20 protein-coding genes are annotated in these 26,004 nt (G+C 49.3%); 9 read left to right on the top strand and 11 right to left on the bottom strand.

Annotation, left to right across the window (positions count from 1 at the left end; translation table 11 throughout):
* Positions 1-163: 163 nt before the first annotated feature.
* The 3 genes from EA26_RS14850 to EA26_RS14840 all read right to left on the bottom strand — a co-directional run bounded on the left by EA26_RS14850 (position 164) and on the right by EA26_RS14840 (position 2,908).
* Positions 164-676: a hypothetical protein gene (locus EA26_RS14850; protein WP_039429511.1), complete on the bottom strand. Its 513-nt coding sequence runs from the start codon at positions 674-676 to the stop codon at positions 164-166.
* Between the two features lie 72 nt (positions 677-748).
* The gene (locus tag EA26_RS14845; RefSeq protein ID WP_039429509.1) at positions 749-1,654 is read right to left on the bottom strand and encodes a LysO family transporter; all 906 of its coding nucleotides are present in this window, start codon (positions 1,652-1,654) and stop codon (positions 749-751) included.
* Between the two features lie 333 nt (positions 1,655-1,987).
* The gene (locus tag EA26_RS14840) at positions 1,988-2,908 is read right to left on the bottom strand and encodes an HDOD domain-containing protein (protein WP_039431562.1); all 921 of its coding nucleotides are present in this window, start codon (positions 2,906-2,908) and stop codon (positions 1,988-1,990) included.
* 357 nt (positions 2,909-3,265) lie between these two features.
* Between EA26_RS14840 and EA26_RS14835 the strand changes: the two genes are divergently transcribed.
* Complete coding sequence (locus EA26_RS14835) at positions 3,266-3,853, top strand: TfoX/Sxy family DNA transformation protein (protein ID WP_039429508.1); 588 nt, start codon at positions 3,266-3,268, stop codon at positions 3,851-3,853.
* A gap of 57 nt (positions 3,854-3,910) precedes the next feature.
* Here the strand turns inward: EA26_RS14835 and EA26_RS14830 are convergent, their stop codons facing one another.
* The 3 genes from EA26_RS14830 to EA26_RS14820 all read right to left on the bottom strand — a co-directional run bounded on the left by EA26_RS14830 (position 3,911) and on the right by EA26_RS14820 (position 7,099).
* Positions 3,911-4,459, bottom strand: a complete 549-nt coding sequence (locus tag EA26_RS14830) for a hypothetical protein (protein ID WP_039429505.1) — start codon at positions 4,457-4,459, stop codon at positions 3,911-3,913.
* A gap of 215 nt (positions 4,460-4,674) precedes the next feature.
* A complete protein-coding gene (locus EA26_RS14825) occupies positions 4,675-5,172 on the bottom strand; it encodes a response regulator (protein ID WP_039429504.1) in 498 nt (165 codons plus the stop codon).
* Positions 5,165-7,099 (bottom strand): ATP-binding protein, encoded by a 1,935-nt coding sequence (locus EA26_RS14820; protein ID WP_039429501.1) that lies wholly within the window; start codon positions 7,097-7,099, stop codon positions 5,165-5,167. The genes EA26_RS14825 and EA26_RS14820 overlap by 8 nt, the downstream gene beginning before the upstream one ends.
* 188 nt (positions 7,100-7,287) lie before the next feature.
* Between EA26_RS14820 and EA26_RS14815 the strand changes: the two genes are divergently transcribed.
* Both EA26_RS14815 and serC read left to right on the top strand, forming a co-directional pair.
* Positions 7,288-8,550 (top strand): DUF945 family protein, encoded by a 1,263-nt coding sequence (locus EA26_RS14815; RefSeq protein ID WP_039429498.1) that lies wholly within the window; start codon positions 7,288-7,290, stop codon positions 8,548-8,550.
* Between the two features lie 125 nt (positions 8,551-8,675).
* The gene (serC, locus tag EA26_RS14810; RefSeq protein WP_039429496.1) at positions 8,676-9,770 is read left to right on the top strand and encodes a 3-phosphoserine/phosphohydroxythreonine transaminase; all 1,095 of its coding nucleotides are present in this window, start codon (positions 8,676-8,678) and stop codon (positions 9,768-9,770) included.
* 103 nt (positions 9,771-9,873) lie between these two features.
* Here serC and EA26_RS14805 read toward each other — a convergent pair whose 3' ends face one another.
* On the bottom strand, positions 9,874-11,703 hold the full coding sequence (locus tag EA26_RS14805) for an ABC transporter ATP-binding protein (RefSeq protein WP_039429494.1): 1,830 nt from the start codon (positions 11,701-11,703) through the stop codon (positions 9,874-9,876).
* 139 nt (positions 11,704-11,842) lie between these two features.
* Between EA26_RS14805 and EA26_RS14800 the strand changes: the two genes are divergently transcribed.
* From EA26_RS14800 to fhuB, 4 genes are read left to right on the top strand one after another with little or no spacing between them, the layout of a single operon-like run.
* Complete coding sequence (locus EA26_RS14800) at positions 11,843-13,927, top strand: TonB-dependent siderophore receptor (RefSeq protein WP_039429491.1); 2,085 nt, start codon at positions 11,843-11,845, stop codon at positions 13,925-13,927.
* A 53-nt stretch (positions 13,928-13,980) separates the two neighbouring features.
* Entirely contained in the window at positions 13,981-14,766 is a 786-nt protein-coding gene (locus tag EA26_RS14795; protein WP_039429488.1) for an ABC transporter ATP-binding protein, read from the top strand.
* Positions 14,757-15,689 (top strand): iron-siderophore ABC transporter substrate-binding protein, encoded by a 933-nt coding sequence (locus EA26_RS14790; RefSeq protein WP_052079799.1) that lies wholly within the window; start codon positions 14,757-14,759, stop codon positions 15,687-15,689. The genes EA26_RS14795 and EA26_RS14790 overlap by 10 nt, the downstream gene beginning before the upstream one ends.
* The gene (gene fhuB / locus EA26_RS14785; protein ID WP_039429486.1) at positions 15,686-17,656 is read left to right on the top strand and encodes a Fe(3+)-hydroxamate ABC transporter permease FhuB; all 1,971 of its coding nucleotides are present in this window, start codon (positions 15,686-15,688) and stop codon (positions 17,654-17,656) included. Before EA26_RS14790 ends, fhuB begins: the two co-directional genes overlap by 4 nt.
* A gap of 59 nt (positions 17,657-17,715) precedes the next feature.
* Here the strand turns inward: fhuB and cydC are convergent, their stop codons facing one another.
* From cydC to trxB, 3 genes are all read right to left on the bottom strand, one after another.
* Positions 17,716-19,437, bottom strand: a complete 1,722-nt coding sequence (gene cydC / locus EA26_RS14780; protein ID WP_039429483.1) for a heme ABC transporter ATP-binding protein/permease CydC — start codon at positions 19,435-19,437, stop codon at positions 17,716-17,718.
* Positions 19,430-21,217 carry a heme ABC transporter permease/ATP-binding protein CydD gene (cydD, locus tag EA26_RS14775; protein WP_039429481.1) on the bottom strand — a complete coding sequence of 596 codons (1,788 nt, stop codon included), beginning with the start codon at positions 21,215-21,217 and terminating at the stop codon, positions 19,430-19,432. The genes cydC and cydD overlap by 8 nt, the downstream gene beginning before the upstream one ends.
* A gap of 107 nt (positions 21,218-21,324) precedes the next feature.
* Positions 21,325-22,284: a thioredoxin-disulfide reductase gene (gene trxB, locus EA26_RS14770; RefSeq protein ID WP_039429479.1), complete on the bottom strand. Its 960-nt coding sequence runs from the start codon at positions 22,282-22,284 to the stop codon at positions 21,325-21,327.
* A 434-nt stretch (positions 22,285-22,718) separates the two neighbouring features.
* Between trxB and EA26_RS14765 the strand changes: the two genes are divergently transcribed.
* Both EA26_RS14765 and EA26_RS14760 read left to right on the top strand, forming a co-directional pair.
* A complete protein-coding gene (locus tag EA26_RS14765) occupies positions 22,719-23,378 on the top strand; it encodes a 2OG-Fe dioxygenase family protein (protein WP_039429478.1) in 660 nt (219 codons plus the stop codon).
* Positions 23,362-24,597 (top strand): cysteine desulfurase-like protein, encoded by a 1,236-nt coding sequence (locus EA26_RS14760; RefSeq protein WP_039429476.1) that lies wholly within the window; start codon positions 23,362-23,364, stop codon positions 24,595-24,597. The genes EA26_RS14765 and EA26_RS14760 overlap by 17 nt, the downstream gene beginning before the upstream one ends.
* 361 nt (positions 24,598-24,958) lie before the next feature.
* Here EA26_RS14760 and EA26_RS14755 read toward each other — a convergent pair whose 3' ends face one another.
* Positions 24,959-25,783, bottom strand: a complete 825-nt coding sequence (locus EA26_RS14755; RefSeq protein ID WP_039429473.1) for a DUF2797 domain-containing protein — start codon at positions 25,781-25,783, stop codon at positions 24,959-24,961.
* Positions 25,784-26,004: the final 221 nt, after the last annotated feature.

Here is a 26,004-nt window from a genome sequence, read left to right as displayed (position 1 = left end):
AATCGACTTAATTATACTAGTAGTTCGAGCGGGACAATCTAAACCAAAATGGCCGCAAAGTCCCGTTTTTATTCAACGATCACTGAGGCGTGTTTCTCTTTTGCCACGGGGTGGGTGGCAGAAAAGAAACACGCCCTAGAAATAAAATGGTTCTGTTTGTGATTTAGTTACACTTAACCTGACTGACACCAGCGATGGCATCGTTGTAACGATTCAGCGCAGCTTCTATCTTTTTCGGATGGCTGAGGAGATCGGCAAACGCGGAGCGCAGCTCGTAATTCTTCTCATGGTTTGCCGCTTGGCGATCTTCAAAGGTTCGTTTAGCAACTTCACCTAGTTCATCACTGCGACTCGCGAGCTGTTTAATGTCGCTTTGCTCCAGTTGCAACCAGTTTTCAATCGATTTGTCGGTCGCGACTCGGCTCGCATCGTGTTTTAGGTAGTAATGCACGGCTGCCCGATTGAGCTCGAAATGGTGCTGGCGGCCTTCAAGAAACCAGCCACTCACATCTTGCAATTCTGGGTATTGCTGCGTGGTTAGTTGGGCAAGATCTGAGTACCAATTCAGAGAAGCATCGATGTAAGCGTCGTATTTTTGGGCTAAACATTGGCTGTCGGCAGCCAGTGCAACAGATGAAGTTGAAGCTAGCATAAGAGCGACAACGAAACGTTTCATAGTTCTTCCTTTTGACACATGTTTTAATTTTTAGCGCGTATTGTAACGAATGTGGGCGTGTCATCCTGCGATCTAGCTAGCAAGTGACACAAAGAATAACATTAATACGGGAACGAGTAGGCTGAGTATAAAACCGCTGACAATCGCTATTGGTACGCAGCGAACTCCGCCTGTTGTCTGAATCACAGGAAGCGTGAAATCCATTGCCGTCGCGCCAGCATAACCGATCGAGGTACAAGGGTAGCTCCTAATTAATAGCGGAATAACCACTAGTGCCACCAGCTCTCGCAGCAATTCGATCATAAATGACGTTCCACCAAAGACGGGACCAAAAGCGTCCCCCATGAGTATGCCTGCTAGCGAGTACCAACCAAATCCAGAAGCCATCGCTAAGGCTTGATAGATGGGCAAGCCTAAAAGGTGCCCGGCAAGTAGACCGCCAAGCATAGATGTGACGATAATGACCAGTGCGATCAACATACCATGTTTATTGAGCAGTATTTGTTTGAGCGTCAGGCCACTGTTACGCAGTTGAATGCCAATAAAAAACAGCAAGATAAACAATATCCACTCGCTAGCGGTATCTACCCAATGCAACTCAAAAGGCAGCAACAAACCAACTAGGAGTCCCCCGCCTACCACAAGGATCAGTTTGGCCGATTCCAACGCCATGGCGGAAAGTGGCAGTTTCTTGTGTGTATTGTCTGTGACAACGGGCAGTAGTCTGTCTATCAAGGGTAAGCCCGCCAAATTGCAGATGCCCAAGCAAAAGAAAAACGTGGCGGTATAGAGGAGAATCGTTTGTAAGTTACTGCTTAGGTTATCCAAAGCGGCTAGGCTAAGTCCCATGAGGGAAAGGATCACGTAAATCAGCTGAGACGTAACCTTGTTAATTGTCACTAAGGTTGCTTCACGCGAAATGGAAATGAAATAGCCGAAAACAAGCGGAGCAAAAATAAATAGCATCCCTGACAACATGAAAACTCCTGATTCCTTCGATAGTTTTTCGATGTAGAGCGTTGGCCTAAATTAGCTTTTTCACGCAACGTAATTAGTCTGACAAACAGTGCCTGTGTTCGAAACCATTGAACAATGGCGATCAACAAAGAGTGTGCAGTATACGATTTGTCTGAGGACGAACGCTAATGAGTAGAGCATGTGTTTGCAAACGCTCAACCTACATCGCTAGGTGAACGCTTGCATAGAATACAGAACAAACCCGTGATAAACCACCAGAAACTGGTGGCTTTTCACAGTCAGTTACTCATTTGTAGCTCGGAATTTATGGGCTTGAGCGAAGGGGCGGTAATTTTATAAACCACTAGCGTTTAGCACGTCGTTAATCTTCGATTGGAATTCATTGTCGTTGAGGTTACTTAGCTCAAACAGCACTTCAGCACCCGTTAAATTAAACTCCACTTCATGATCTTCAATGCGCTCATCTTGGCTACGGAACATGAGTAAGTGATTCGCGATTCGGGCGATATCGAGGTAGCTGACCTCAGGGCGAATTTGAGAAAAAGAGTGGTTGGATGCCACTTCAATAAAATCACGGTCAAATCCCCAGTTTTCTAATACCAGCTTACTGGTCGCTGAACATCGTGTCTGAAAAATTTGCAGAGCGATCTGGTGATCGAGATAATTACCTTTATCAAGATACAGGTGGTATTCATTAACTAGGCAAAAGAGACCAATATCCGCCAATAAACCCACCAAGAGCGCTTTTTCCGCCTCAAGGTGAGCATATTTATCTGCACCAAGCTTTCTAAAAGCATTCACCACCAGAACCATGGTTGCGCCCAACTCGCGTGAAACCGCAGCGCTGTTGACTAACACTGCATTACACTCTTTGTTGAGATTAACCGAATGTTTAAGCTGTTCGATGGCTTGAGCGGTAACTATGTCTCTGACACGCAATATCCCCAAACGAGATACCGCTGTGGTCAAATCAGTACAGGTGATGTTACGTCGGTTGAAAATGACCGAGTTTGCTACGCGTATGACAATGGCCGCTAAGCCAGGATCTTCGAGCAAGCAGTCCGCAACGTCGACAATACCTGTCGATTCTTGTGTACACAGTTGTTGAATTTTAAGGACAACATCAGGGATAGACGGCAGAGCAATTTTGCCCGTGGAGAGTGATTGCTCTACAAGTTGAGCAAACTCTGACTCCAGTGCCTGCACCAGCATATCCTTATTGTTGGGCAGCCAAAAAAATGATAGATGTTCCATAGGTAATCTGAACACGTGAGCTTTCATACAGTGTACTCCTACCAGTGCAGAAAGCGCAATCAAATGCACCTAACGCGGCAGTTTGTTTGATGTTTTTTCGACCTTACAAAAACTTGACGTCAAAAAAATAGCACGCAACTTTTCCAAGATGTGAATTTAGTCACGCAGTTGTGAGACGTGATACTTTATTTGTGACACGAATCCCGACTTATTTTTTATCGTTAAGTATGATTTAGGACATTGGCGCTTCGTTACTACAATCTAATTAAGCCAATTTATAAATTTTTATTCGCTAAAAATACAATGCTGCTATCTGGTGACATAACTAATCGGGGTTAATCTTTGAATTAGGAGTCAATGGATATGACAGAGCAAACTTTTTTTAACTATGTTAGTCAGTTTGGTGATTTCCAAAAACGTTCTATGTTTGGTGGTATCGGTTTATTTGCTGATGATGCGATGTTCGCTTTGATCAGCAACGATTGCTACTACCTTCGTGGCAGCAACGGCTTGGATGAACAACTGACAGAACTAGGATGCGAAAAGTATCGTCATATAAAAAAGCAGACGACTGCAACGGTAAACTACTACGACATTAGCGCGTTGTTAGAAGCACAGTATGCAGATCTGGATAGTCTGGTCAGAAAGTCAATTGAGTGTTCCGTTCATCATCGTAGTTTTCAGAAATCATCCGCCAGTCGTCGGCTCAGAGATTTGCCGAATATGCAGCTGACATTGGAGCGTATGGTGAAGAAAGCGGGCATAGACGATGTGGAGACGTTTATCGAACTTGGTGCCGTGGAAGTATTTAATCGAGTACGACAAGCGTATGGTAATGATGTCGATGTCAAACTGCTGTGGAAATTCGCCGGTGCGGTAGAGGGTATCCATTGGAAACTGCTGCAAGAGCCTCGTCGTCGCCAACTGCTTTCTGCTTGTCAGTAATTCATCTAACTTGAAATAAAAAACCGAGACACATGTCTCGGTTTTTTGATCTTCGTTTTAGAACTTAAAGCGAGCAGAGAACATCAACTGATCATCATAGAAGTCGTTGATGCGTGCTTCAAGACCAAGAGAGAAAAGCTCAGTAGAGTGGAAGCGTGCGTAAGCTGAACCAATCCAACTATCGTCATCATCAATCGACACATAACCCACTTTACCGCCAACTTCCAGTTGTGGGCCAAGCCATTGGCGAATACCAAGGTTTAGCTCCATACCCATGTCGGCACTGCTGGCATCTTCTGGCTCTACGACACGTAGCAGCATAGCACCGGTCAGATCGGCCCAGTTGTTAATTGGTGAGTGGAAGCCAAAACCCGCGGCGGCATCGAAATCCCCTTCAAATTCCGAATCAACGCGAGCGAGCAAATGAGCGTTTGGATGCACCGATTTGCTGAAACCAGCACCGAAGGTCATCGGGCTAGCGCCAATACGAGCTTCGAAATAGTCGTAGCTAAAATTGCTCATGGTTTCCGGACGATTAGAGTCTTCTTTTGCCAAAACCTGGCCAGATGTGATCAGCAGAGCTGCGGCTAGAATTGTTTTATGCATATTTCGGTAAACCTTTTTAGATGAATTGTTTCCTGGTGAAGCTCCTAGGAGCTTGCCCGATAATCGATTCGCGACATCTTAATCAACTTGCATGCAAGTGACCAATAAAAAAATGCCATAGTTTCGTCGTCTAGCCAATATTTAAGCAAAAACAGTACCATTTTTAACAGAAGGCTTACATTCATGCTCGGGTTTAGTTACCTCCAAGAGAAAAATTATTCTCCGAAGCTGCTGCGTCTTTCCGCCATCGCGTTAAGAATCGCTTCCGCGTCGAGCACAGAAATCCAACTGAGTAGATTATCGTCGTTCTTAATGACAAATTGAGTGAGCTGTTTCTTGATCGCAGACCGAAGCTCCTCAACATGCCAAGGCTTTGAAATATAAAAATCTAGGCTGGCATGATTCACCGCCTCAACCGTCTCTTCTAATCCTGCTTGCCCAGTCAAGAGTACTTTTCTCGCTTGGCGTGTACGCTCATCATTGCTCAGTTCGATCAAAAAGCTGATGCCAGTTTGCTCGGGCATAATGTGGTCACACAGGATCAAAGCCAGATCGATATCGTCATCTTGGAATTCTTCAATCACTGTGCGCGCCTCAGATACTGACTCTGCACCTTCGAGGACAAAATGATCTTCAAAAGGGGTAAGATCTTGCAGCACGCTATCCAAAACTTCTCGTTCATCATCAACGCATAAGATCAGATATCTATTCATGGTGTGTTCCTTCTGCTTCGAGCGGTAACCAAATGGTCATGCAGGTGTATTGATCCACGACAGAGTCTACATCTATCCATCCCCTGTGCGCGTGAATGATTTGTAAACAGATCGACAAACCGATGCCGAGTCCAAAATTACCTTCTTTTTTTGTGGTGTAGTTCAGTTCAAAAATGGCCTCTTTTTGCTGGGCGGGAATACCACAGCCATTATCTAAAAAGGCGACCGTGACATAATTTTTCCCGTCGCGTGTTTTCAACTTGGTGGTAATGGTTAACTCACCTTGATCTGGCATCGCGTCCAATGCGTTAGAGATCATATTGGTCCAAACCTGTTGCAAAGCGATCGGTTGGCAGTAAATCGGTTCCAACTGGCAATAATCTGTGATGACTTTATGTCGTTTTAAGCGGTTTTCAAAGATCACTAAGGTGTCTTCAATGCCTTCGTGAATGTCGACTTTATGGACTCTCTCATCGTCGGCGCGGGCGTAGCCTTTAAGGCTTTTCACCATATCGGCAATGCGCGCTGCGCAGACATCAATAGAACGTAGTGCGTTACCAATTTGGAAGTAGTTTTCTAATACCTCCACCTCTTTCACACCGGTTTCTGAGCGTTTTACTCGGCCTATCAATTCGCTGTCTTGCTCTAGGCCAAGAGTGACAATTTTGCGCGCGAGATTACGGTTGTCTAAATTAAGCTGATTGGCTTTTTCTCTTAAGGTTGCGGTGGAGAGCGGCTTACTCAGCTTGGCGTTATCGAGCACTTTGATCCCTTTCGATTGTAGTGCTTCACAATGGCGGCTTTGTAGCACCAACTCCAGACTCTGAGTGAGGTTTTCGATGCCGCGCAAAATGGCAGCGATGGGGTTATTCAATTCGTGAGCCACTCCGGCCACAAGTTGACCCAACATCGCCATTTTCTCTTTTTCGATCAGTTGCTGGTGAGCAGATTCCAATGACTCAAGCGTTTTTTGCAGTTGCAGTTTGGTGTTGATGCTGCGCTGCAAACGACGGTTGAAGTGACGCAGTAACAGATTAGTAAATAGGGGCAGCAGGTTGGAATCGGATTGCATCACTTGCGAGAAAACACTGCGGTCCAGCTTGATCACTTCGGTTTTGCACAAGGTCAGCGCAGTTGAGAAGGATTTCTCTCCGGTCACGAAGGACATACCGCCGACGAGATTTCCTTTGCCGTGACGGACCACTTCCCGCTGCATGCCCATATCGTCACGTTTATAGAGCGCCACCTCGCCCGAGGTGATAAACCAGAGGAACTTGTTGGCTTCGCCTTCGATGGTCAGTAAATGATCCGCCGAATAAGTACGACAGGCGCGAGTCTCGTCTTTTTCGCGAAAGAAGGCTTGCAGCGCGCCAATAAAACGTTCAGTGAGTTCGACGTCTGACAGGGTATGGTAATCATGAATGAATCCGGCTTGATAGCTACGCATCTGATTATCAATGTGCGCACGCAGCAAGCGATTTTGATCCAAAACGCCGCTGTAACTGAGTAATTCTTCTTTATCAAATTTGAGAATAAATTGCGTCAGCTCCTTTTGAACAGTGTTCTGCAAGACTTTGTCTGGGAGTGGTTTGGTCAGGCAATGGTCGAGCCTACCTTCGTTTACCGCGGTCAAAATCGCCTCGATATCGCTTGAACCGCTGATCAAAATTTTCCGCGCACTTTCGGTACGTGGATTCTTATCGAGACCAATCAAGAAATCGACGCCATTGAGCTCGGCGTGGTGGCTGGCGATAACCAGCGCCATTTCCTGCTGGCTTTGTTCCAAATATTCAATGGCGTTGTGTGCTTCTTCGAGCGAATCGGTGGTGAACACGTCAAACTTATGAGAAAACGTCGCCAATTCCTGACGAAACTGCTCAGTACTAATCGGATTGTTATCTAAACAGAGTATGGCGTAACGGTTCACCTTGACCTCGTCGATTGGCGCAAATCACACCACATTACGTTAACAGGAAGTGAACAAGCGGTTTGAGAGCTGAGTTTGAGTTTTATCAGCCTTAAGCTGGCAACTGGTAATAGCCTGATATATCTCAATGTTTTATCCCATACTCAGATAGGTTAGACTGTGGCAAATTTCTCACTGAAAGTGACTTTATGAACACGTTAAAAAAATGGGCTGCGCTTGGTGGCGCGGTCTCTCTGGCGGTGTGCTGGCCTCTAGCGGTTGGTCAAATTGGTCAATCGATCATTGAAGATGGCATTGCCAAGCTCGACAGCCAAACGCTGAAAGCGCAAATTATCAGCTATGAACGTGGTTATCTCTCATCTGTGGTCACCACTCGCTATACCATCATCGATCCAGTGATTGCGGAGCAGTTTGAAGCTGACGGCTTACCGGTGGAGTTTGAGATGCGCTCTGACCTTACTCATGGTTTGACTTCGCTTGATGCGCAATCATCGCTACTGGGTGTAGAAACGCTACCGCTGACGATTTCCTCCACGACTCAGCTTAACGGCAATACCGATTTTACTATCGCGATGGACAGTTGGAACTTGCAAAGCGAGGTGGAGGGTGTTTCCGTCTCCACCGCGCCGATGAGTGTCAATGGCAGAGCAACAGTGCTTGGCGATCTCAGTTTCGAGCTTGATGTACCGTCGATTCAGGTGGATTTTGAATCGGGTGAAGAGTTGCATTTATCTCATCTCAAGGGGACAGGGCAAGGAAAACAACAAAACGGCTACTGGCTGGGTAAACAAGATATTCAAGTGGGTGAGTTACAACTCAGTGATGTGGATGCTCAACCGGTATTTGGCCTGTATCAAAGTCGCTACCTCGGCAACACTCAGTTAGATGCCAAAGGCGAGCGATTGGAAAGCCAACTCAGCTTCAAAACCAACAAATTGCTGATGTCTGACGGTAATGAAGCGCACAATCTGAATCTCGAGTTTTCTTTGAAAAACCTTGATCGTCAGGCGTTTGACCAAGTGATGGCGATTTATCACGGTTCTCCAGTGTTGATGGAAGAAGATATCGCGAAAATCTTGCCGCACATCGACACCTTGTTTGATAAAGGCTTCGCGATTGCGATCGATAATCTCTCTATGACGTTGGGAGAGGGCAAGTTTGAAAATCAATGGCATCTGCAGATTCCTCAAGGAACAGATAAAATCACTCAAGATCCGATGAAAATCATTACGGCAATGCAAGGGGATTTGTACACCTATTTTTCCAATGAACTCATTACACAATACCCGTTCATCCAAGAAGGCGTTGACGAGTTATTGGTGATGGATCTCCTAGAACAAATTGAAGGTGGTTATCAATTAAAGGCCGATATTAATGAGGGCAAACTGGTGTTTGAAAATGGCCAGGCGTTCCCGCTGTTCTCTTTGTTGATGCCCGCGATGATGCAGTAATTGCCAATTAATCTGCTTTAAAGAAAAAAAGAGGTCGTAAGACCTCTTTTGTTGTTTTTCGTCAAAGAAAAACATGCTATTACTTGAGCAGTTTTTTATATCATCGAGCAGGAGCAAAGAGCGTCATGGAAAAAAATACGGACATCGTATTTAATTTTAGTGCTGGTCCAGCAGCACTACCAAAACCGGTTATGCAGCAAGCGCAACAGGAACTACTTGATTGGCAAGGGCTAGGCACGTCGGTGATGGAAATCAGCCATCGCAGTAAAGAATTTGTCGCGGTGGCGGAACAGTCCGAGCGAGATCTTCGCGATTTGCTCAACATCCCAGACAACTACAAAGTGCTTTTCTGTCAGGGTGGCGCGCGAGCACAATTTGCTGCGGTGCCGCTCAATTTGCTGGGTGACGCACAAACCGCCACTTATATCGACGCTGGCTACTGGGCGCAGAGTGCCGTAGAAGAAGCGAAGAAATATTGTGAGCCGGATGTGTTCGATGCCAAAACCAGCATTGATGGCAAAGTCGCGGTATTGCCTGCTTCGCAGTGGAAAATTCATCCAGATGCTGCTTATGTGCATTTTTGCCCGAATGAAACCATCGATGGCATTGAAATCAATGATCTGCCTGTTACCGATAAACCGATTGTGGCGGACATGTCTTCCACCATTTTGTCTCGTGAAATCGATGTTTCCCAATATGGGGTGATTTACGCTGGTGCGCAGAAAAATATCGGCCCATCTGGTATCGCGATTGCCATTGTCCGTGATGATTTACTCGGTCTGGCGAAACAGGTCTTGCCAAGCATTTTGGATTACAAAACGCTGGCAGAGCAGGATTCGATGTTCAATACACCACCGACCTTTGCATGGTACTTGTCTGGTTTGGTGTTTAAGTGGCTTAAAGCGCAAGGCGGCGTGAAAGCGATTGAGCAGATCAACCGTGAGAAAGCGGCACTGCTGTATGACTACATCGATCAATCGGACTTCTACATCAACAACATTCATCCGCAAAACCGCTCGTTGATGAACGTGCCGTTCCAGATGGTGAAGCCAGAGCTAGACGCATTGTTCCTCAAGCAAGCCGATGCCGTTGGCCTTAAATCGCTTAAAGGTCACCGTGTTGCGGGTGGTATGCGCGCTTCCATTTACAACGCCATGCCACTTGAAGGCGTGCAAGCGCTGGTGGATTTTATGCGCACATTCGAACAAGAAAACGCTTAACCGGTTTTCTCTATTGCTTGATTTTTAAAGAAAAAGCGCCGAAAGGCGCTTTTTTATGCTCGGTATTTAAAACACGACGCGTGGTTTAAAAACGGCGTAGACGCTATTTCTCGCCGAGGAATCCACCCGTTTGGTGCGCCCAGAGCTGGGCATAAATACCTTGTTTGGCGAGCAGCTCGTGATGGGAGCCTTGTTCGACTATCTCGCCTTTGTCCATCACGATCAGGCGGTCCATGGCGGCAATCGTCGACAGTCGATGGGCAATCGCAATCACGGTTTTGCCTTGCATCAGCACTTCTAAGTTATCCTGAATAGCAGATTCCACCTCTGAGTCCAATGCCGAGGTCGCTTCATCCATAATCAGGATCGGGGCATTTTTCAGCAGCACACGCGCAATGGCGATGCGCTGACGTTGGCCACCAGACAATTTCACCCCGCGTTCACCCACTTCCACATCGTAACCTGCTCGGCCTTGCTCATCTCGCAAGCTAACAATGAAGTCATGAGCGTGCGCTTGTTTTGCCGCTTCAATCATCGCTTCTTCACTGGAATCAGGTGCGCCGTACAAGATGTTTTCTCGGATGGTACGATGTAGCAAGGAGGTGTCTTGCGTGATCATGCCGATTTGATGGCGCAATGACTCTTGAGTAACCAAGGCGATATCTTGATCATCGATGGTGATGTTCCCTGCATTAACATCGTAAAAACGCAGCAGCAAATTGACCAAGCTCGATTTCCCTGCGCCAGAACGACCCACGATGCCGACCTTTTCTCCGGGCTTAAGTTGCAAGTTGAGCTGATTAAATACGCGAACTTCGTCGCTATAGCGAAAGTCGACGGCGTTAAACGCGATGGCACCGCGACTCACTTGCAGTGGCGTGGCGCGAGGAGCGTCTTTAATTTCCACTTCGTTTGAGATGGTATTCATGCCGTCGACCACCGTACCTATGTTTTCAAACAAGGCGCTGAGTTCCCACATGATCCATTTCGACATTCCCTGCACACGCAGCGCGATGCTGATGGCTATCGCAATCACCCCGACCGTGACCGCCTCGTCAAGCCAGAGGTTAATCGACAGAGCGGTAATCGAAAACAGCAGCAAGTAGTTGATCGCATCGACGCTAAACAGTAGGCAAGTCACCATTCGCATTTGACGATACACGGTTTGCAAAAACTGCTGCATGCTGTTTTCTGCATACGCAAGCTCACGCTCGGAGTGGGAGAACAGTTTGACGGTGGTAATGTTGGTGTAGCTGTCGACAATACGTCCCGTCATTTGCGAACGGGCATCGGCTTGATCGGTCGCCACTTGTTTCATGCGTGGAATGTAATAAAACTGAATCGCAATGTAGACCAAAAGCCAAATCAGGATGGGTAGCATTAGAACCTGATCGGACTCACCCATCATCCAGACCATGGAGGCAAAATAGACGCTGATGTAAACCATCACGTCCACCAACTTCATCACGGTTTCTCGCACCGCCAGAGAGCTTTGCATCACTTTGGTCGCAACGCGGCCAGCGAAATCACGCTGAAAAAAGCCCACGCTCTGCTTGAGTAAGTAGCGGTGAACCAGCCAGCGAATGGACATCGGATAGTTCCCCAGTAGCGTCTGGTGCATGATCATCGAATGGAAAAAGGCGAGGCAAGGCATCACCACACAAACCAGTAACGCCATGGTCCACAGCGTTTCAGTTTGATCTGTCCAGAAGGTTTCTCTGGACTGGTTGCCGAGGATATCGACCAACTGCCCCATGTAACGGATCAAAGTGACTTCAGCGATGGCCACGCAAGCGCTAAGTAACGACATAATAACTAAAGGTTTTTCAAATCCTTTGGTGTAGTGTCGGCAAAAAGCGAACAGACTTTTGGGCGGTTGGGTGGGTTCCTGCATAGGGAACGGAGTAGTGAGTTTTTCAAACCAGCGAAACATGAATTACTTGACCTAAAACAAATTAAAACGAGAAAAGTTCGCATTCGTACTATTAATTATGAAATTTATCATTAGAATGCGAAAACATAATAAAGCCAATGCTAATACTTCTCAATTGTTATTCTGTTAAGGTTTCCCCATGGAAAAAAATTGCTTAACCCCGCTTGCCCGCGTCATTGGTCGCATTTTGTCTTATGCGACCATCCCAGCACTGTTTACCTGTAGTGCGGTTGCCCAAGATGTACAGCAGATGGAGACCATCGTGGTCACTGCTCAGGCGCTTAAGATAGAAACGCCAGCACAAGAGACGCCTAAAGCGGTTTCGATCATCGACGAAGACGCGCTGAAAGCCCGCGCGCCGCAAAAGCTGGATGAAGTCTTGCGCTACACCGCGGGTGTCACCGCGCAGCCGTACGGCTCTGATAATGATACCGACTGGTTTAAAGTGCGTGGTTTTGATGCCGCGAGCTACCTTGATGGTAGCCGACTGTTTCGCGATGGTTACTACACTTGGTTGCTTGAACCATACGGCTTGCAACAAGTGGAAGTGGTGAAAGGGCCTTCGGCCATCTTGTTTGGTGATGCGCCTCCGGGCGGCGTGGTTAACGCGATACAGAAGAAGCCAACTTACTCGCCTCAAGGTGAAGTGCGTCTAGAAGTGGGGAACAACCGCCATCATTCGATTGCTTTTGATCTTTCCGATGTCGCCAATCAACAAGGCAACATGCGTTACCGTTTGGTCGGCTTGTTCAAAAACAGCGATGGTGAACTGAACGGCAGTGAGAATGAGCGTTTCTATTTGGCGCCGAGTTTGGAAATTGATCTTTCTGACAGCACTATGCTGACTCTGATGGCGACCTATCTGCATGACGACGGTGTGCCAACCAATGGTTTCTTTCCCGTTGCAGGAACGTTAAAAAACGCCGATCTGGGTAGCATTGATCCATCAACCAATCTTGGCGAGCCTGATTACGATCAATACCAACGCACGCAAATTTCCGTTGGTTATTTGCTTGAGCATGAGCTGAATGATCTCTGGACGTTGTCGCAGAACTTTAACTACGGCTACAACGAACTGTTTTTGCGTAGCACCTATGCATTCCCCAATGCCGATCCGAGTGCAACCGAGCTTGGTCGTGGTGTGGTGTTTCGCGATGGCGACAACCAAAGCTTCTTTCTCGACAACAAAGCGCTGGCCAATTGGTTTGGTGCACGTAGCGAGCAAACCTTACTCGCTGGTGTTGAATTGCAATACCACAAAAACAGAGGTGAAGAGCAAGAGTACTACAGCTTTAGTCGCATCAATCCATGGAACCCAGTCTACGGCAATTACACGCCACTGGACGCGACCAAGAATATTGACCGTCGCATCGAGAAATCACAGCTAAGCCTCTACTCCCAGTATCAGATGAAATGGGAGCAGCGTTGGATAGGCCTGCTTGGTGCTCGTCAGGATTGGGTTTCAACTGAGAACCAAAGCAAAAAAGGCAAGGAAGAGGATGCTCGTAACGACAGTCAATTGTCGCTTAATGCCGGAGTAATGTACCTGTCGGATTTGGGTTTGTCGCCTTATGCCAGCTACTCGCAATCGTTTGAAGTGCTCAGCACCATTGATAAAGCGACCTTACAGCTTTACAAACCTTTGGAAGGCGAGCAAGCCGAGTTGGGGGTAAAGTACACGCCAAGCTTTGTTGATGGTTATCTCAATGTAGCGTGGTTTGATATTGAGCAGAAAAACGCGCTCGTGACCAATCCAGCCGCTTCGGGGAAAACTCAAACTGGGAAAATTACCTCTGAAGGGGTTGAAGTTGAGCTGGTGGCGCAGGTAAGTGGCAGCACTAAAGTCTCAGCAGCGTATACCTATACCGAAGCGAAGACAGACGAAACCGGCGGCAAAGGACACCAGCAAGTGGCGCTCATCCCTAAACATTCGGCATCGCTGTGGGTGGATTACAACGCGGCTTTTGTCGGTATTAATGGACTGAACATCGGTAGCGGCGTTCGCTATATCGGTGAAAGTAAAGATAACCCTGTTAGTAGTAACTTAACCGTGCCGAGTGCGACCTTGATAGATTTGGCGGCTAGCTATGAGCTCTCGGCCAATTGGCAAGCGCAATTGAATATCAACAACCTGCTGGATAAAGAGTACATCTCAGGTTGTGACTACTACTGCTACTTTGGCCAGTCACGCTCTGTGGTTCTCAGCGCCAACTACCGCTGGTAAGGCCTAGCTCACCCTCTGCATGGAGGGTGAGCTATTAACAAAGATGAGTTTGTATGTACGCTCTTTCAGATATATCTATGGTTCGCGGTGGGCGAACCATTCTTGCTTTCGATTCCTTAAATATTCCCAGCCAAGCTTTGACCGTGGTGTTGGGGCATAACGGCTCAGGTAAGTCCACCTTAGTAAGCCTGCTGGCTGGCCAACAAAAGCCAGACACTGGTTCGGTGCAATTGCACCAACAAGAAGTGAGCCGTTTTAGTGCGAAGGACTTCGCCAAACAGGTGGCGTTTTTGCCACAAAAGTTGCCTGTTTCGGCTGGCTTGACGGTGAAAGAGCTGGTCAAGCTAGGGCGATTTCCATGGCGTGGCGCGCTTGGCCGTTGGCAAGCGCAAGACGAAATGGTGGTTAACCAAGCGATGGAAAAAACCGGGGTGATACCGTTCGCTGATACGTTGGCTGACGATCTCTCGGGCGGCGAGCGTCAACGCGCTTGGGTGGCGATGTTACTGGCTCAGCAATCGCCACTGCTGATCCTCGATGAACCGACCTCGGCGCTGGATATCCATCATCAATACCAACTGATGTCTCTGCTGGCTGAGTTAAATCACACTCAGGGTGTGGGCGTGATTGTCATCTTGCACGATCTCAACCTCGCCTTGCGCTATGCCACTCACATTGTGGCGCTGAAAAAAGGACAGATTGCCTTTGAAGGCCCAGCAAATTTGTTGCTCGACGAGCAGCGATTGTCCGATCTATATCAAACTCGTATTCGTTTGATCGACCATCCTGATGAAACGCAAACGGGCTCTGCGCGTAAGGTGGCGGTGGTATGCGCTTGAACCCTCGCTCTGCTTATTTTGTTTCGATAGCGCTGTTGGCATGGCTGCTTTTTTCAACCACGAGCCAAGCGGCAATCCAAATTCGTGATGGGCAAGGAGACAAACAGTTTGCCCGGGTGCCAGAGCGAGTGGTGGTACTGGATTGGGATCTGCTGGAACAAGTGTTGGCACTTGACGTGCTGCCACTGGCCGCGCCAAACCTTGCCAGCTATCAGCAGTGGGTCGCGAACCCGCCAGCACCAGACTCGATGCAAGATCTCGGTACGCGCGCCGAGCCCAATCTGGAAACAATCGCAGCGCTTAAACCGGATGTGATCCTTGCCAGTGCGCAGCAGCGCGATCTCTTGCCCGTGTTGGCCTCCATCGCACCTGTGGTCTATCTGCCCAATTTCGCTAAACAGGACAGTGCCGCTGAGGTCGTCATCGAACAGTTAAAAACCTTAGGCACATTGTTTGGTAAAAGTGAGCGGGCACAGCAGAGACTCGACGCGTTAGACGTGCGTTTTGCACAGCTCTCCGCACAACTGCGCAATACGTTTACTGAGCCCCCAGAAGTGGTGGTGATACGCTTTTCCAACCTCAATACGCTACTGCTTTCGAGCGAAAACTCGATCAATCAATATGTGTTACAGCGATTGGGGCTGATTAACCCGCTCGTGCTCCCTGCGCAGCCTTGGGGAGTGAGCCAAAAGCGTATCAATGTTTTACAACAGCTGACTTCGGCTTACGTGCTTTACATTCGCCCATTTCCGCAAGAGAAAAATCTGCGGGATGCTGTACTGTGGAATGCCTTACCAGCGGCTCAGCAGGGGCGAGTCAACGGGGTGCGCTCGGTGTGGAGTTATGGCGGCGTGCTGTCGCTGCAATCGACCGCCGAGGCGATCACTGAGAGTCTACTTGAGCTAGCGAAGGAGCCCAAATGAGCAAAATACCCGCATGGTCGCTACTTTGCTTTTTGCTGCTGTTAAGCGCCCTAATGAGTGTGCAAATCGATACGTCGCTTTCGCTCAGCAGCCAATGGCAACTCTTGTGGCAACCACAAAAGGCGCAAGCCTTTGCCGATGTGTTTTTTGTCTATGCACAATTGCCCCGCTTGGTAATAACGTTATTGGTGGGTGCCTCACTTGGGTTGGTAGGCAGCTTAATGCAGCAACTCACGCAAAACCCTCTGACGTCACCGCTGACCATGGGCACTTCATCCGGCGCATGGCTGGCGCTGGTGGTGATCAACATTTGGTTTGTCGATTGGGTGGCGGATTACAGCGCTTTAGCCGCTATGGTCGGTGCTCTGGTCGCCTTCGCCTTGATTATCATCATTGCTGGAATGCGTAACTTAACCGGACTGCCGCTGGTCATCTCTGGCATGGTGATCAACATATTGCTTGGTTCGCTAGCGACCGCGTTGATTATTCTTAACGCCCAGTTTGCGCAAAATGTGTTTATGTGGGGCGCGGGCGATTTAGTGCAATATGGTTGGGATTGGGTGCAATGGCTGTGGCCGAGATTGCTACCCGCGCTGTTACTGCTGTTGTTGGCGCCGCGGATACTGACTCTGATGCGACTTGGCCATGAAGGCGCAGCTGCGCGAGGTTTGTCTGTGCTACCGAGTTTCTTCTTGCTGCTTGTTGTCGGGATCTGGCTGGTGTCAGCGTCGATCACCGCTGTCGGGGTGATCAGTTTTATTGGTTTGCTTACGCCCAACATTGCCCGTTACCTCGGAGCACGCACCGCGAAGCAAGAGCTTTATTGCAGCCTACTGCTTGGAGCAATACTGCTTCTTTTGACCGACTCACTGTCGATGTTGCTGGCGATGTGGAGCGAGCAAGTGATTCCAAGCGGGGTGACCGCCGCGGCGATCGGTGCACCGGCTCTGCTGTGGTTTAGCCGGCGCAAACTGAGCGCGCAAGATCAAATGCCGCTCTCTTTTGCCAGTCAACGCCGCCAGCTCACTCCCGCGACCATGCTGCTCAGTGCCATACTCTTGCTATTGGCGATTGCGGTTTACAGCTTGCTCTCATATCAACAAGGTTCGCTAAGTTGGGGATTACCTGGGGAGTATCAGTGGCAACTGCGCTGGCCAAGAATGGCGACGGCGCTGTGTGTCGGCGTCGCTTTGGCGATAGCAGGGACGTTACTGCAACGAGTGATTCATAACCCGCTCGCTAGCCCGGATATTTTAGGGGTTTCCGCCGGGGCAACTTTTGCGCTGGTGGTGTTATCGCTGTTTTTTGGCTCGACGCTGCTGATCGCCGATTGGCAAGTCGCGTTTGCCGGCAGCGCAGCTGTGCTGCTTATTTTGTTGCTACTCGGTAAACGCCACCAGTTCTCCCCCCCAAGCATCATTTTGATTGGCATCGCTTTGACGGCACTTTTGCAAGCGCTGGTGCAATTTGCGCTGGCAAAGGGCAGTGGTGACAGCTACAAGATTTTATTGTGGCTTGCTGGGTCGACTTATCGCGTCAGTGCGGCGCAGGCAAGCGCACTAATCTTGGATGTGGCGCTGTTGTCGTCACTGGCCTTAACCCTTTCTCGCTGGCTCACCTTAATGTCGATTGGCCGAGATTTCGCAGCAGCGCGCGGCCTGAAACCGATGCACGCGCAGGTTATCTTACTCAGCTTAGTGGCGCTATTGTGTGCGCTCAGCACCGCAACCATGGGACCGGTGGCGTTTGTCGGTTTGATTGCGCCGCATATGGCAATGATGCTGGGGGCGAGAGGGAGCAAGCAGCAAATGGCGCTGGGCGGTGTGATTGGCGCGGCGCTAATGATCTGGGCCGATTGGCTGGGGCAGATCGCGCTCTATCCCAACCAGATTGCCGCAGGCACGTTAGTCGCGATTCTGGGTGGCAGTTATTTCTTGTTGCTGATGAGCATTAATCGTCTGCGCTAATAGAGATAGAGAATTGCGTATAGAAATAACCCGGGCGAGCCCGGGTTATTTGTTGACCTTTAAAGAGATTGTGCCAGTTGATAGTAGCGGCCTTGCTTGGCCAGTAACTCACTATGGCTGCCGTGTTCGACCACTTCACCCTGTTCAATCAAACAGATGCTGTCCATCTGGTCTAAGTTGACCAAACGGTGCGTAATGAAAACGACGGTCTTGCCAGCAAAGTGGCTGGCGAACAACTGCATGATCTGCTGTTCGGTTTGCTTATCCAAGCCTTCCGTCGGTTCGTCGAGCAGTAAGATCGGCGCATCGTGCAGCAAGGCGCGAGCGATGCCAATACGGCGCTTCTCACCACCGGAAAGCTGGCGGCCACCATCACCGAGCCACGCATTTAAGCCGTCGTGGTCGAGGAGGGTACCAAGTCCCACTTCGTTTAGTACTTGGCTGATGGTCTCGTCACTGGCCTGCGGAGAGGCCATCAAAAGGTTATCACGCAAGCTGCCATTTAAAATGTCAACCCGCTGACTCACCACGCTCAAGGTTTGACGAAGCTGGCTTTCATTCCATTGCGTTAACGGTTGACCGGCGATTTCAATCGAACCGCTCTGCACATCCCAATAGCGATTGAGAAGCTGAAGGAGCGTCGACTTGCCCGAACCCGTTTGCCCAACAATCGCGATTCTTGAACCTGCTGGGATAGACAGATTGACGTTTTGCAGCGCCATTTTTTCACTGTCTGGATAGCGGAATGATACATTGTTGTAGGCAATCGAGAACTCGCCGCTGTGCGCCACTGGCTTGGCAGGGAAGCGTACTTCCGGTTCCGACAAGATCACTTCGTTGAGCCTGCGCGCGGATGAAAGCGTCTGACCAAGGTGTTGAAACGCGCCCGCAATCGGCATTAGCAGTTCCACGCTCGCCATGGTGGCAAACGCCACTAGGGCGATCATCGGATCAGGTGGATTGCCACCAACCCCATCGGCGGCTAACCAAAGCATCAGAACCAGCGTCCAGCCATTGGCCAGCATCAAAAGTGCTTGAGCTAAGCCTGAAAAATGGGCGTTGAAGTACTGATTGCGCATCAAGCGTTGCTGCGCCTCGCCAATGGCGGTGCGATAACGTGTTTCTGCGCCAAACAGTGTCAGCTCGCTGTAACCTTGTAACCAGTCGAGCGCGGCGATACGTAATTGCGCGCGATGTTGGGTAAGTTCTGCGCCGTTGCGTTTACCCAGCTTGTAAAACAGCACTGGCCAGCAAAGCAGTAGCGCCAGCAAAATGGCCCCTAGCGTGAGGCCGAGTGTCATATCAAACCAGCACAGCACTGCAGTGAGGCCAGCAATGCCCAGCGTACCCACTACCATAGGGCTGATAAGGCGCAGATAGACATGATCCATCGAATCGATATCGGCCACTAAGCGGTTGAGCAGATCAGCATCACGCAGGTTAGATATGCGGCCGGGGATAAGCGGTGCCAGCTTGGAGAAAAAGAAAATTCTCAAGTCAGTCAAAAGCTTAAAGGTTGCATTGTGGCTAACAACGCGCTCGCCCCAGCGCCCAGCAGTACGTCCCATGGCAAAGCCGCGTACAAACGCACCGGGCAACATGTAGTTGAAGGTTTCCCGTGCGATGGTCAAGCCGGCAATGCCAGCAGCGGAGAGAAACCAACCAGAAAGCGTCAACAGGCCGATGGAGGCACACAGGGTCAAAAAGGCCAGCAACATCCCGAGTGAGAGGCCGAACCAATGTTTCTTATACAGTTTCAGGTAGGGAACTAAATCACGCATCAAGATTCCCCTTGTTGGTTTGATGAAGTGCTTGATTGGCGTTAAGCATCTGTTGGAATAAGCCCGCTTGCTCTGCGAGCTCCTGATAACCACCGGACTGAACCACTTGGCCGTTTTGCATCACTAGGATCTGTTCAACGTGCTGTAACGGCGTCAACTGGTGTGTCACCATCAAGGTGGTTTTCCCTTGAGTTTGGCTGGCAAGGCCTTGCATCACTAGCCGTTCACTGCGTGCATCTAAGCTGGCGGTTGGTTCGTCTAAAAGCCAGAAAGCGCCGTTTTGCACCATCGCTCGAGCCAGTGCCAATCGTTGTGCTTGCCCGACAGAAAGACCACCGGAGCGGTCGGTGATGAGGTAATCCAACCCGTGCTGATCAACAAACTCGGCTGAGAACGATTGTTCCAGCGCGGAGCGCAGCTGGGTTTCGCTTACTTGCTCTTTGCCGAGCGTGATGTTGTCGCGAATCGAGCCGTGCAGCAGCAGCGGGTTTTGTCCGACCCAACTGATCTGTTTGCGCCAGCTTGCTAAATCAAGCTCGCTACGCTCAATACCGTTGATAGTCAGTGAGCCTTGATAAGGCAAAAAGCCCAGAATCGCATTGATTAAACTGGTTTTGCCTGCGCCGCTTGGGCCCACCAATGCCGTGGTTTGATTGGCGTAGAGGGAAAAGCTAATTGGACCAACTAAGCGCTCTCCTTGTGGTGAAAACACCTCTAGATCGTGAGCGACGATCTCAATTGCTTGGCGATGGTCAAAGCTTTTGTCCCCTGAGCGTACACTGCTCGCTTCTGTTTCGAGAAAGTCAACGATGCTTTCAGCTGCGCCAACTGCTTGCTGCTTGGCGTGATAGAAGGTACCGAGATCGCGCAGTGGCTGATAGAACTCCGGCGCGAGGATAAGGATAAACAACCCCGCGAACAGCGTGACGCCAGCGCCGTAATCACCAAAGTTGAGTTCGCCAATAAAGGCAAAACCAAAGTAGACCGCAGTTAACGCGATAGAGATGGAGGTGAAAAACTCCAGCACTGCCGAAGAGAGAAATGCGATACGCAGCACGTCCATGGTGCGGCTGCGAAACACTTCTGACGCACCGCGCATGATTTCCGTTTCCGCTTGGGTACGGTCAAAAAGGCGTATTGTGGTCATTGCTTGCAAACGATCATAAAAATGGCCCGAGAGACGTTGCAGCGCTTTGAAGTTTTTGCGACTGGCGTCGGCGGCTTTCATTCCCACCATGGCCATAAAGAGCGGCACCAATGGCGCTGTGATCAAAAAGATCAGCCCTGCGGCCCAGTTGACTGGAAAGACCACCGCCAAAATGACGAAAGGCACCAGCACCGCCAGTGACATTTGCGGCAAATAGCGAGCGAAGAAGTCCTGCATGTTTTCGACTTGCTCAAGCACTAAGGTTGCCCACGCGCCAGCAGGTTTACCTTTGATGTAGGCGGGGCCAAGTTCGCGCAGTTTATCGAGGATCAGTTGGCGAATGTAAATACGGATCTGCTCACCACAACGGTAACCTGCGATCTCGCGTCCCCACGAACACAGGGCTCGCAGTGCGATGAGTGCCACTAGGCCGAGAAACTGCGGCAGCAGTTGCGACTTATCGACTTGCTCTATGATGAGCTGATGAAGAATGGTGGCGAGCAAAGCGGCTTGGGCCAACAAAAACACGCTCGACAATACGCCTAGGCCAACAGCAATCATCAACCAGCGCTTGGCCAGTTTACTCTGCTGCTTGAGCCACTTGTTCAAGCTGCGTTGTTTCTTTTTATCCATCGTGAAGGCTTAATGAGAATTGTTTTATTTCGAGGAGGCCAAGTATACAAAAGAAAGCCCGGCAGGAACACTGCCGGGCTCTAAGGTTATGACACAAATGTGAAAAGTTATTTATCGTTCAGCGAATCAAGGTAGCGCTCTGCATCCAGCGCCGCCATACATCCAGTGCCTGCTGAGGTGATGGCTTGACGATAGTTGTGATCCATCACATCGCCAGCGGCAAACACACCTTCGATGCTGGTTTGGGTCGCGTTACCTTCTAACCCTGATTTCACCACGATATAACCATCTTTCATCTCAAGCTGATCTTGGAAAATCTGCGTGTTTGGCTGGTGGCCGATAGCGATAAACGTGCCCATGACGTCAATTTCTTCGAACTCGTCAGAGTGAACGTTTTTGATGCGCACGCCCGTGACACCCATCTCATCGCCGAGCACTTCATCCAACACGCGGTCAGTATGCAACACGATATTGCCATTTTGCACTTTGTCCATCAGACGATTGATGAGGATTTTCTCTGCGCGGAAGGAATCACGACGGTGGATAAGATGCACTTCGGCCGCGATGTTTGACAGATAAAGTGCTTCTTCAACCGCGGTATTGCCGCCGCCAACCACCGCAACTTTTTGATTACGGTAGAAGAAACCGTCACAGGTGGCACAAGCTGAAACGCCGCGACCTTTAAACGCTTCTTCTGAGTCTATACCTAGGTATTTGGCTGATGCGCCCGTTGAGATGATCAGTGCATCACAAGTGTACTCGCCAGAGTCGCCTTTAAGGCGAAATGGACGAGAAGTCAGTTCAACTTGGTTAATGTGATCAAAGATGATTTCAGTTTCAAAGCGTTCTGCATGCTCTTTCATGCGATCCATCAGAGCAGGGCCAGTTAGGCCTTCCGCATCGCCCGGCCAGTTTTCCACTTCAGTGGTGGTAGTGAGCTGACCACCTTGTTGCATCCCAGTAATCAGCACTGGGTTTAAGTTGGCTCGAGCTGCGTAAACCGCGGCGGTGTACCCCGCAGGACCAGACCCAAGAATTAATAATTTACAGTGTTTTACGTCGCTCATTTCGACTCCCTATCGGGCAGATAAATTTGCCTGATTGTATGGAAAATATTGGCCTATTAAAAGATGCAAGCCACACACTGTGACGAATTTCTGGTTATAGGTTATAGCTAAGTTTGTGCTTTAGCGCGGGCGTTCTATTTTTTCGATGAGCTAACGTGATAAAAGACCCCTTATTGTGAAGAATTGAGCTTAATATCATGAAAATATTAGCTTTATTTTCAATGTTAGTGAACTTCACTGCTTTTGGAATCGGCCAAGTGCTCAGCTTGGGTTATTAAACTGGCATTTGAAATTATCATGGAATCATATGTGGAATATACAAATATATTGAAATTATTTGTGGTCAAACGTTGCTTTGGCGATATTTGTTCGTATCCTAGATGTGAATTTATTGTTAACAAACATAACAACAAATGTATCTATCAAAGGAGTGAATGATGCTACATTCGCACGAGAACACTTTACATTTAACCCAACTGAGCCGCCAAGCGATCGAACAACTCTCTCCTTCGTTCGCGACCTTGCCACATACGGAACATGCTGATGGGAAGTACCGTCTGCGTCGCTATTCCGTGGTGCAGATGAAGCAAGGAAAGTTGATCGATCTGCAGAAAAATAACTTTGTGCAGAGTTCGGATATCAACCGTTTTCAAGGCGATGTGACAAGGCAGTTCGAACCGATCGAATCACATACGTTGCACAGTGAAGGTTTCCGCGAAATGTGTCAGCTCTTTGCCCATAAAAATAATCTGCGTGATGGGCAAGAAATTGAGATCCATCAGATCCGTATCACCGCCATTTACGACCAAACCGAAGTGGCGCCGGAAGGGGTGCATCAAGATGGTTTTGATCACATCGCTATTGTCGGCATCGGCCGTAATAACATCGAAGGCGGTGATATTCTGCTGTATAGCGACTTCCACTCCGAGCCTTTCTTTAGAAAAGTGCTAGAAAATGGCGAAGTAGCCATGCTGGCAGACAGCAAGTTGTGGCACAACGCCAAACCGATCCGCGCTCTGGAAAATGCTCAGGAAGGGTATATGGACGTGTTTGTGTTGACTGCCAAAGGGGCTCTGCATGAACTTCAATCTTGAACAAGTGCGCGGACAGTTTTCCGCGTTGCATCAGTACCATAATGATAAACCGGTGACCTTCTTTGATGGTCCAGGCGGCTCTCAAGTGCCGCAATCGGTGCTGGATGCGATGATCGGCTATCTGGGTCATTACAACTCCAACTTAGGCGGGCACTATTTTTCTAGCCAGATCACGGTGGATGTCATGGCGCAGGCGCGCCGTTCCGCGCAAGCGTTGCTCAATGCCCCCAGTTCCGACAACATTGTGTTTGGTGCGAACATGACTTCGCTGACTTTCCAATTGAGCCGTGCCATCAGCCGTGACTGGCAGGCGGGCGACGAAGTGATTGTCACCGCATTGGATCACTACTCCAATGTCTCGAGCTGGCAGCAAGCGGCGCAAGATAAAGGGGCCATTGTGCATCAAGTGCGAGTCAACGAGTCAGACTGCACGCTGGATATGGCGCATCTTGAGCAATTGATCAATGCGAAAACGCGGTTGGTGGCAGTTACTTATGCCTCAAATACCACGGGTTCGATTGTGGATGTCAAGCGGGTGGTAGAGTTGGCACATGCGGTGGGCGCGCAGGTTTACGTGGATGCGGTGCATTATCTGCCGCACCACTTGGTCGATGTGCAGGCACTTGGCTGTGATTTCCTTGCTTGCTCGGCGTACAAGTTCTTCGGCCCGCACGTTGGCATCGCGTTTGTCGCAGAACCTTGGCTGCAATCACTACAACCTTATAAAGTGGAACCTGCCACCAATGTTGGCCCTGGCCGTTTTGAAACGGGCACCCAGAGTTTTGAAGGCTTGGCGGGTGTGACGGCGGCGGCGGAGTATCTGGCGCAGTTTGGCGAAGCGCATCTGCCGCTGCGCCAGCGTTTAGTGCAGAGCTACGCACAATACAATCTGCATGAAGAGCGCCTCAGCCAGCACTTTTTACAGCGTTTAAGTGCGTTAGATGGCGCGACCTTATACGGCATCAACGACAGTGCCAGTGACAAACGTACTCCGACGTTTGCAGTGCGTTTTGCGCAATATCCACCGGGTTTTATCGCCAAGACCTTGGGTGAGCACAACATTTGTGTGTGGAATGGCCACTTCTACGCCTTGGGTTTGGTTCGTCAGCTTGGTCTAGAGGAGAGCGGTGGCGTGATCCGCATTGGTTGTATGCACTACAACACCGTTGAAGAGATCGATCTGCTGTTTAACGTGTTGGAAAGTATTCTCGATCAGTAGTCACTCTAGGGTCTGTTGACCTTTTGCGGTTAAATTTTGTTCGAGATAAAAGCGTTTTAATCGCGGCGAGAGGTTTGTAGCCTAGTCATTCTAAGCAAAACACCTCTCAACAAAGAGTAAAACGCTTTTTGCGGGGGCGCCTAGCTCGAACCCTTCGGGCAGCGTTTGTGGCTCCTTTTTGCTGCGTTATCGGCTTATCATGTAGGCCCCTACAATTCAAAGCCTCTGCCTTGCACAAAGAACCCACAAACTGCTGCAAAAATCATCTCAAAAGGTCAACAGACCCTAGTTACATGAGAACTCAGAGCCCGCCAAGTGCGGGCTCTTTCTGTCATTGCGGCGATTATCATTTAGGCAATGTCTAGCCTTCGAATTCCACTTCGTAAGATGTGAACTTGCGAATATTGATAACGCCAGTATCTAAAATCAGGTATTGCCCTTTAATTCCCTGCAAAACGCCGCTCACTTGTGGCTCTTTATCAAAGTTGTGCGACGTGATCTTGGTTGGGTAGTGCTCAACCGGGTACGCCAGTGAGGTCAAGCTGTCATGCACGACTTCAACGCTCTCTTCACCAAACTCGGCTTTTACTTGAGCGATTTTCTCTTCCAGCAGTGGCAACAATACGTTGGCTTGCTCTACGAGATCGAGCGGTTGGCCATCACCTTTAAGAAGGGCCCGCCAGTTGGTTTTATCGGCGATGTGTTTCGCCAGTTCCACTTCAAGCAAACCGGAAATATGACGAGTTTTTACCTTCAATATTGGCAAGCCTTGTGTCGCCCCTTGATCAATCCAACGGGTCGGAATTTGCGTATGACGTGTGATGCCCACTTTGAGGCTGGAGGTGTTAGAAAGATAAACGAAGTGATCCACCATGCAGTGGCTCTGTGCCCACTCAGGCTCGCGACAAGTGCCCGCCGCGTAATGGCAGGTTTCGGGCTTCATAATACACATATCGCAGCTGGCCAGTTTGCTCATACAGACGTAGCAGTGGCCTTGTGCGTAGCTTTTCTTGGTCTTTTTGCCGCATGAACTACAAAAAATATTGCCCGTATAAGTAAGGCGGATGGGCTGGCCAATCAGGCGGTTGAGTTCAACTTCCTCTTCTCCGACCGGGAGGCGATACGACACAACGCCGTCGAGCGAAGCACGCAGTTTATCCAGCGTGCCAGTGATTTGTATTGACATGACATTACTCATTGTTTTGCTTTTTTCGCAGTATATCAGGGCTGATAGCGGCTGTGGGCAGCTTTTGCCGTATTCGGTTTGCAAACGCCTTGTCTTTGACCGATAGGTAAGTGGGAGCCCACTGGTGTGCTATGTGATTGCATGCTTATTTTGCGACGTGAACTATGTCGCAATTGTGCGCTTTTATGCAGACTTGGCCATTTCTGAACTAATATCACATT

Origin of the sequence: Vibrio navarrensis (genome assembly GCF_000764325.1) — a bacterium.
Classification (GTDB): domain Bacteria; phylum Pseudomonadota; class Gammaproteobacteria; order Enterobacterales; family Vibrionaceae; genus Vibrio; species Vibrio navarrensis.
Note: the sequence above shows the minus strand (reverse complement) of the source record. Positions and strands in the feature narration are given on the sequence as shown.

Bases quoted from the DNA above. Each gene is read 5' to 3' on its own strand.
- EA26_RS14850 (WP_039429511.1), bottom strand. From the start codon at position 676: ATGAAACGTTTCGTTGTCGCTCTTATGCTAGCTTCAACTTCATCTGTT.
- EA26_RS14845 (WP_039429509.1), bottom strand. From the start codon at position 1,654: ATGTTGTCAGGGATGCTATTTATTTTTGCTCCGCTTGTTTTCGGCTAT.
- EA26_RS14840 (WP_039431562.1), bottom strand. From the start codon at position 2,908: ATGGAACATCTATCATTTTTTTGGCTGCCCAACAATAAGGATATGCTG.
- EA26_RS14835 (WP_039429508.1), top strand. From the start codon at position 3,266: ATGGATATGACAGAGCAAACTTTTTTTAACTATGTTAGTCAGTTTGGT.
- EA26_RS14830 (WP_039429505.1), bottom strand. From the start codon at position 4,459: ATGCATAAAACAATTCTAGCCGCAGCTCTGCTGATCACATCTGGCCAG.
- EA26_RS14825 (WP_039429504.1), bottom strand. From the start codon at position 5,172: ATGAATAGATATCTGATCTTATGCGTTGATGATGAACGAGAAGTTTTG.
- EA26_RS14815 (WP_039429498.1), top strand. From the start codon at position 7,288: ATGAACACGTTAAAAAAATGGGCTGCGCTTGGTGGCGCGGTCTCTCTG.
- serC (WP_039429496.1), top strand. From the start codon at position 8,676: ATGGAAAAAAATACGGACATCGTATTTAATTTTAGTGCTGGTCCAGCA.
- EA26_RS14805 (WP_039429494.1), bottom strand. From the start codon at position 11,703: ATGTTTCGCTGGTTTGAAAAACTCACTACTCCGTTCCCTATGCAGGAA.
- EA26_RS14800 (WP_039429491.1), top strand. From the start codon at position 11,843: ATGGAAAAAAATTGCTTAACCCCGCTTGCCCGCGTCATTGGTCGCATT.
- EA26_RS14795 (WP_039429488.1), top strand. From the start codon at position 13,981: ATGTACGCTCTTTCAGATATATCTATGGTTCGCGGTGGGCGAACCATT.
- EA26_RS14790 (WP_052079799.1), top strand. From the start codon at position 14,757: ATGCGCTTGAACCCTCGCTCTGCTTATTTTGTTTCGATAGCGCTGTTG.
- fhuB (WP_039429486.1), top strand. From the start codon at position 15,686: ATGAGCAAAATACCCGCATGGTCGCTACTTTGCTTTTTGCTGCTGTTA.
- cydC (WP_039429483.1), bottom strand. From the start codon at position 19,437: ATGCGTGATTTAGTTCCCTACCTGAAACTGTATAAGAAACATTGGTTC.
- cydD (WP_039429481.1), bottom strand. From the start codon at position 21,217: ATGGATAAAAAGAAACAACGCAGCTTGAACAAGTGGCTCAAGCAGCAG.
- trxB (WP_039429479.1), bottom strand. From the start codon at position 22,284: ATGAGCGACGTAAAACACTGTAAATTATTAATTCTTGGGTCTGGTCCT.
- EA26_RS14765 (WP_039429478.1), top strand. From the start codon at position 22,719: ATGATGCTACATTCGCACGAGAACACTTTACATTTAACCCAACTGAGC.
- EA26_RS14760 (WP_039429476.1), top strand. From the start codon at position 23,362: ATGAACTTCAATCTTGAACAAGTGCGCGGACAGTTTTCCGCGTTGCAT.
- EA26_RS14755 (WP_039429473.1), bottom strand. From the start codon at position 25,783: ATGTCAATACAAATCACTGGCACGCTGGATAAACTGCGTGCTTCGCTC.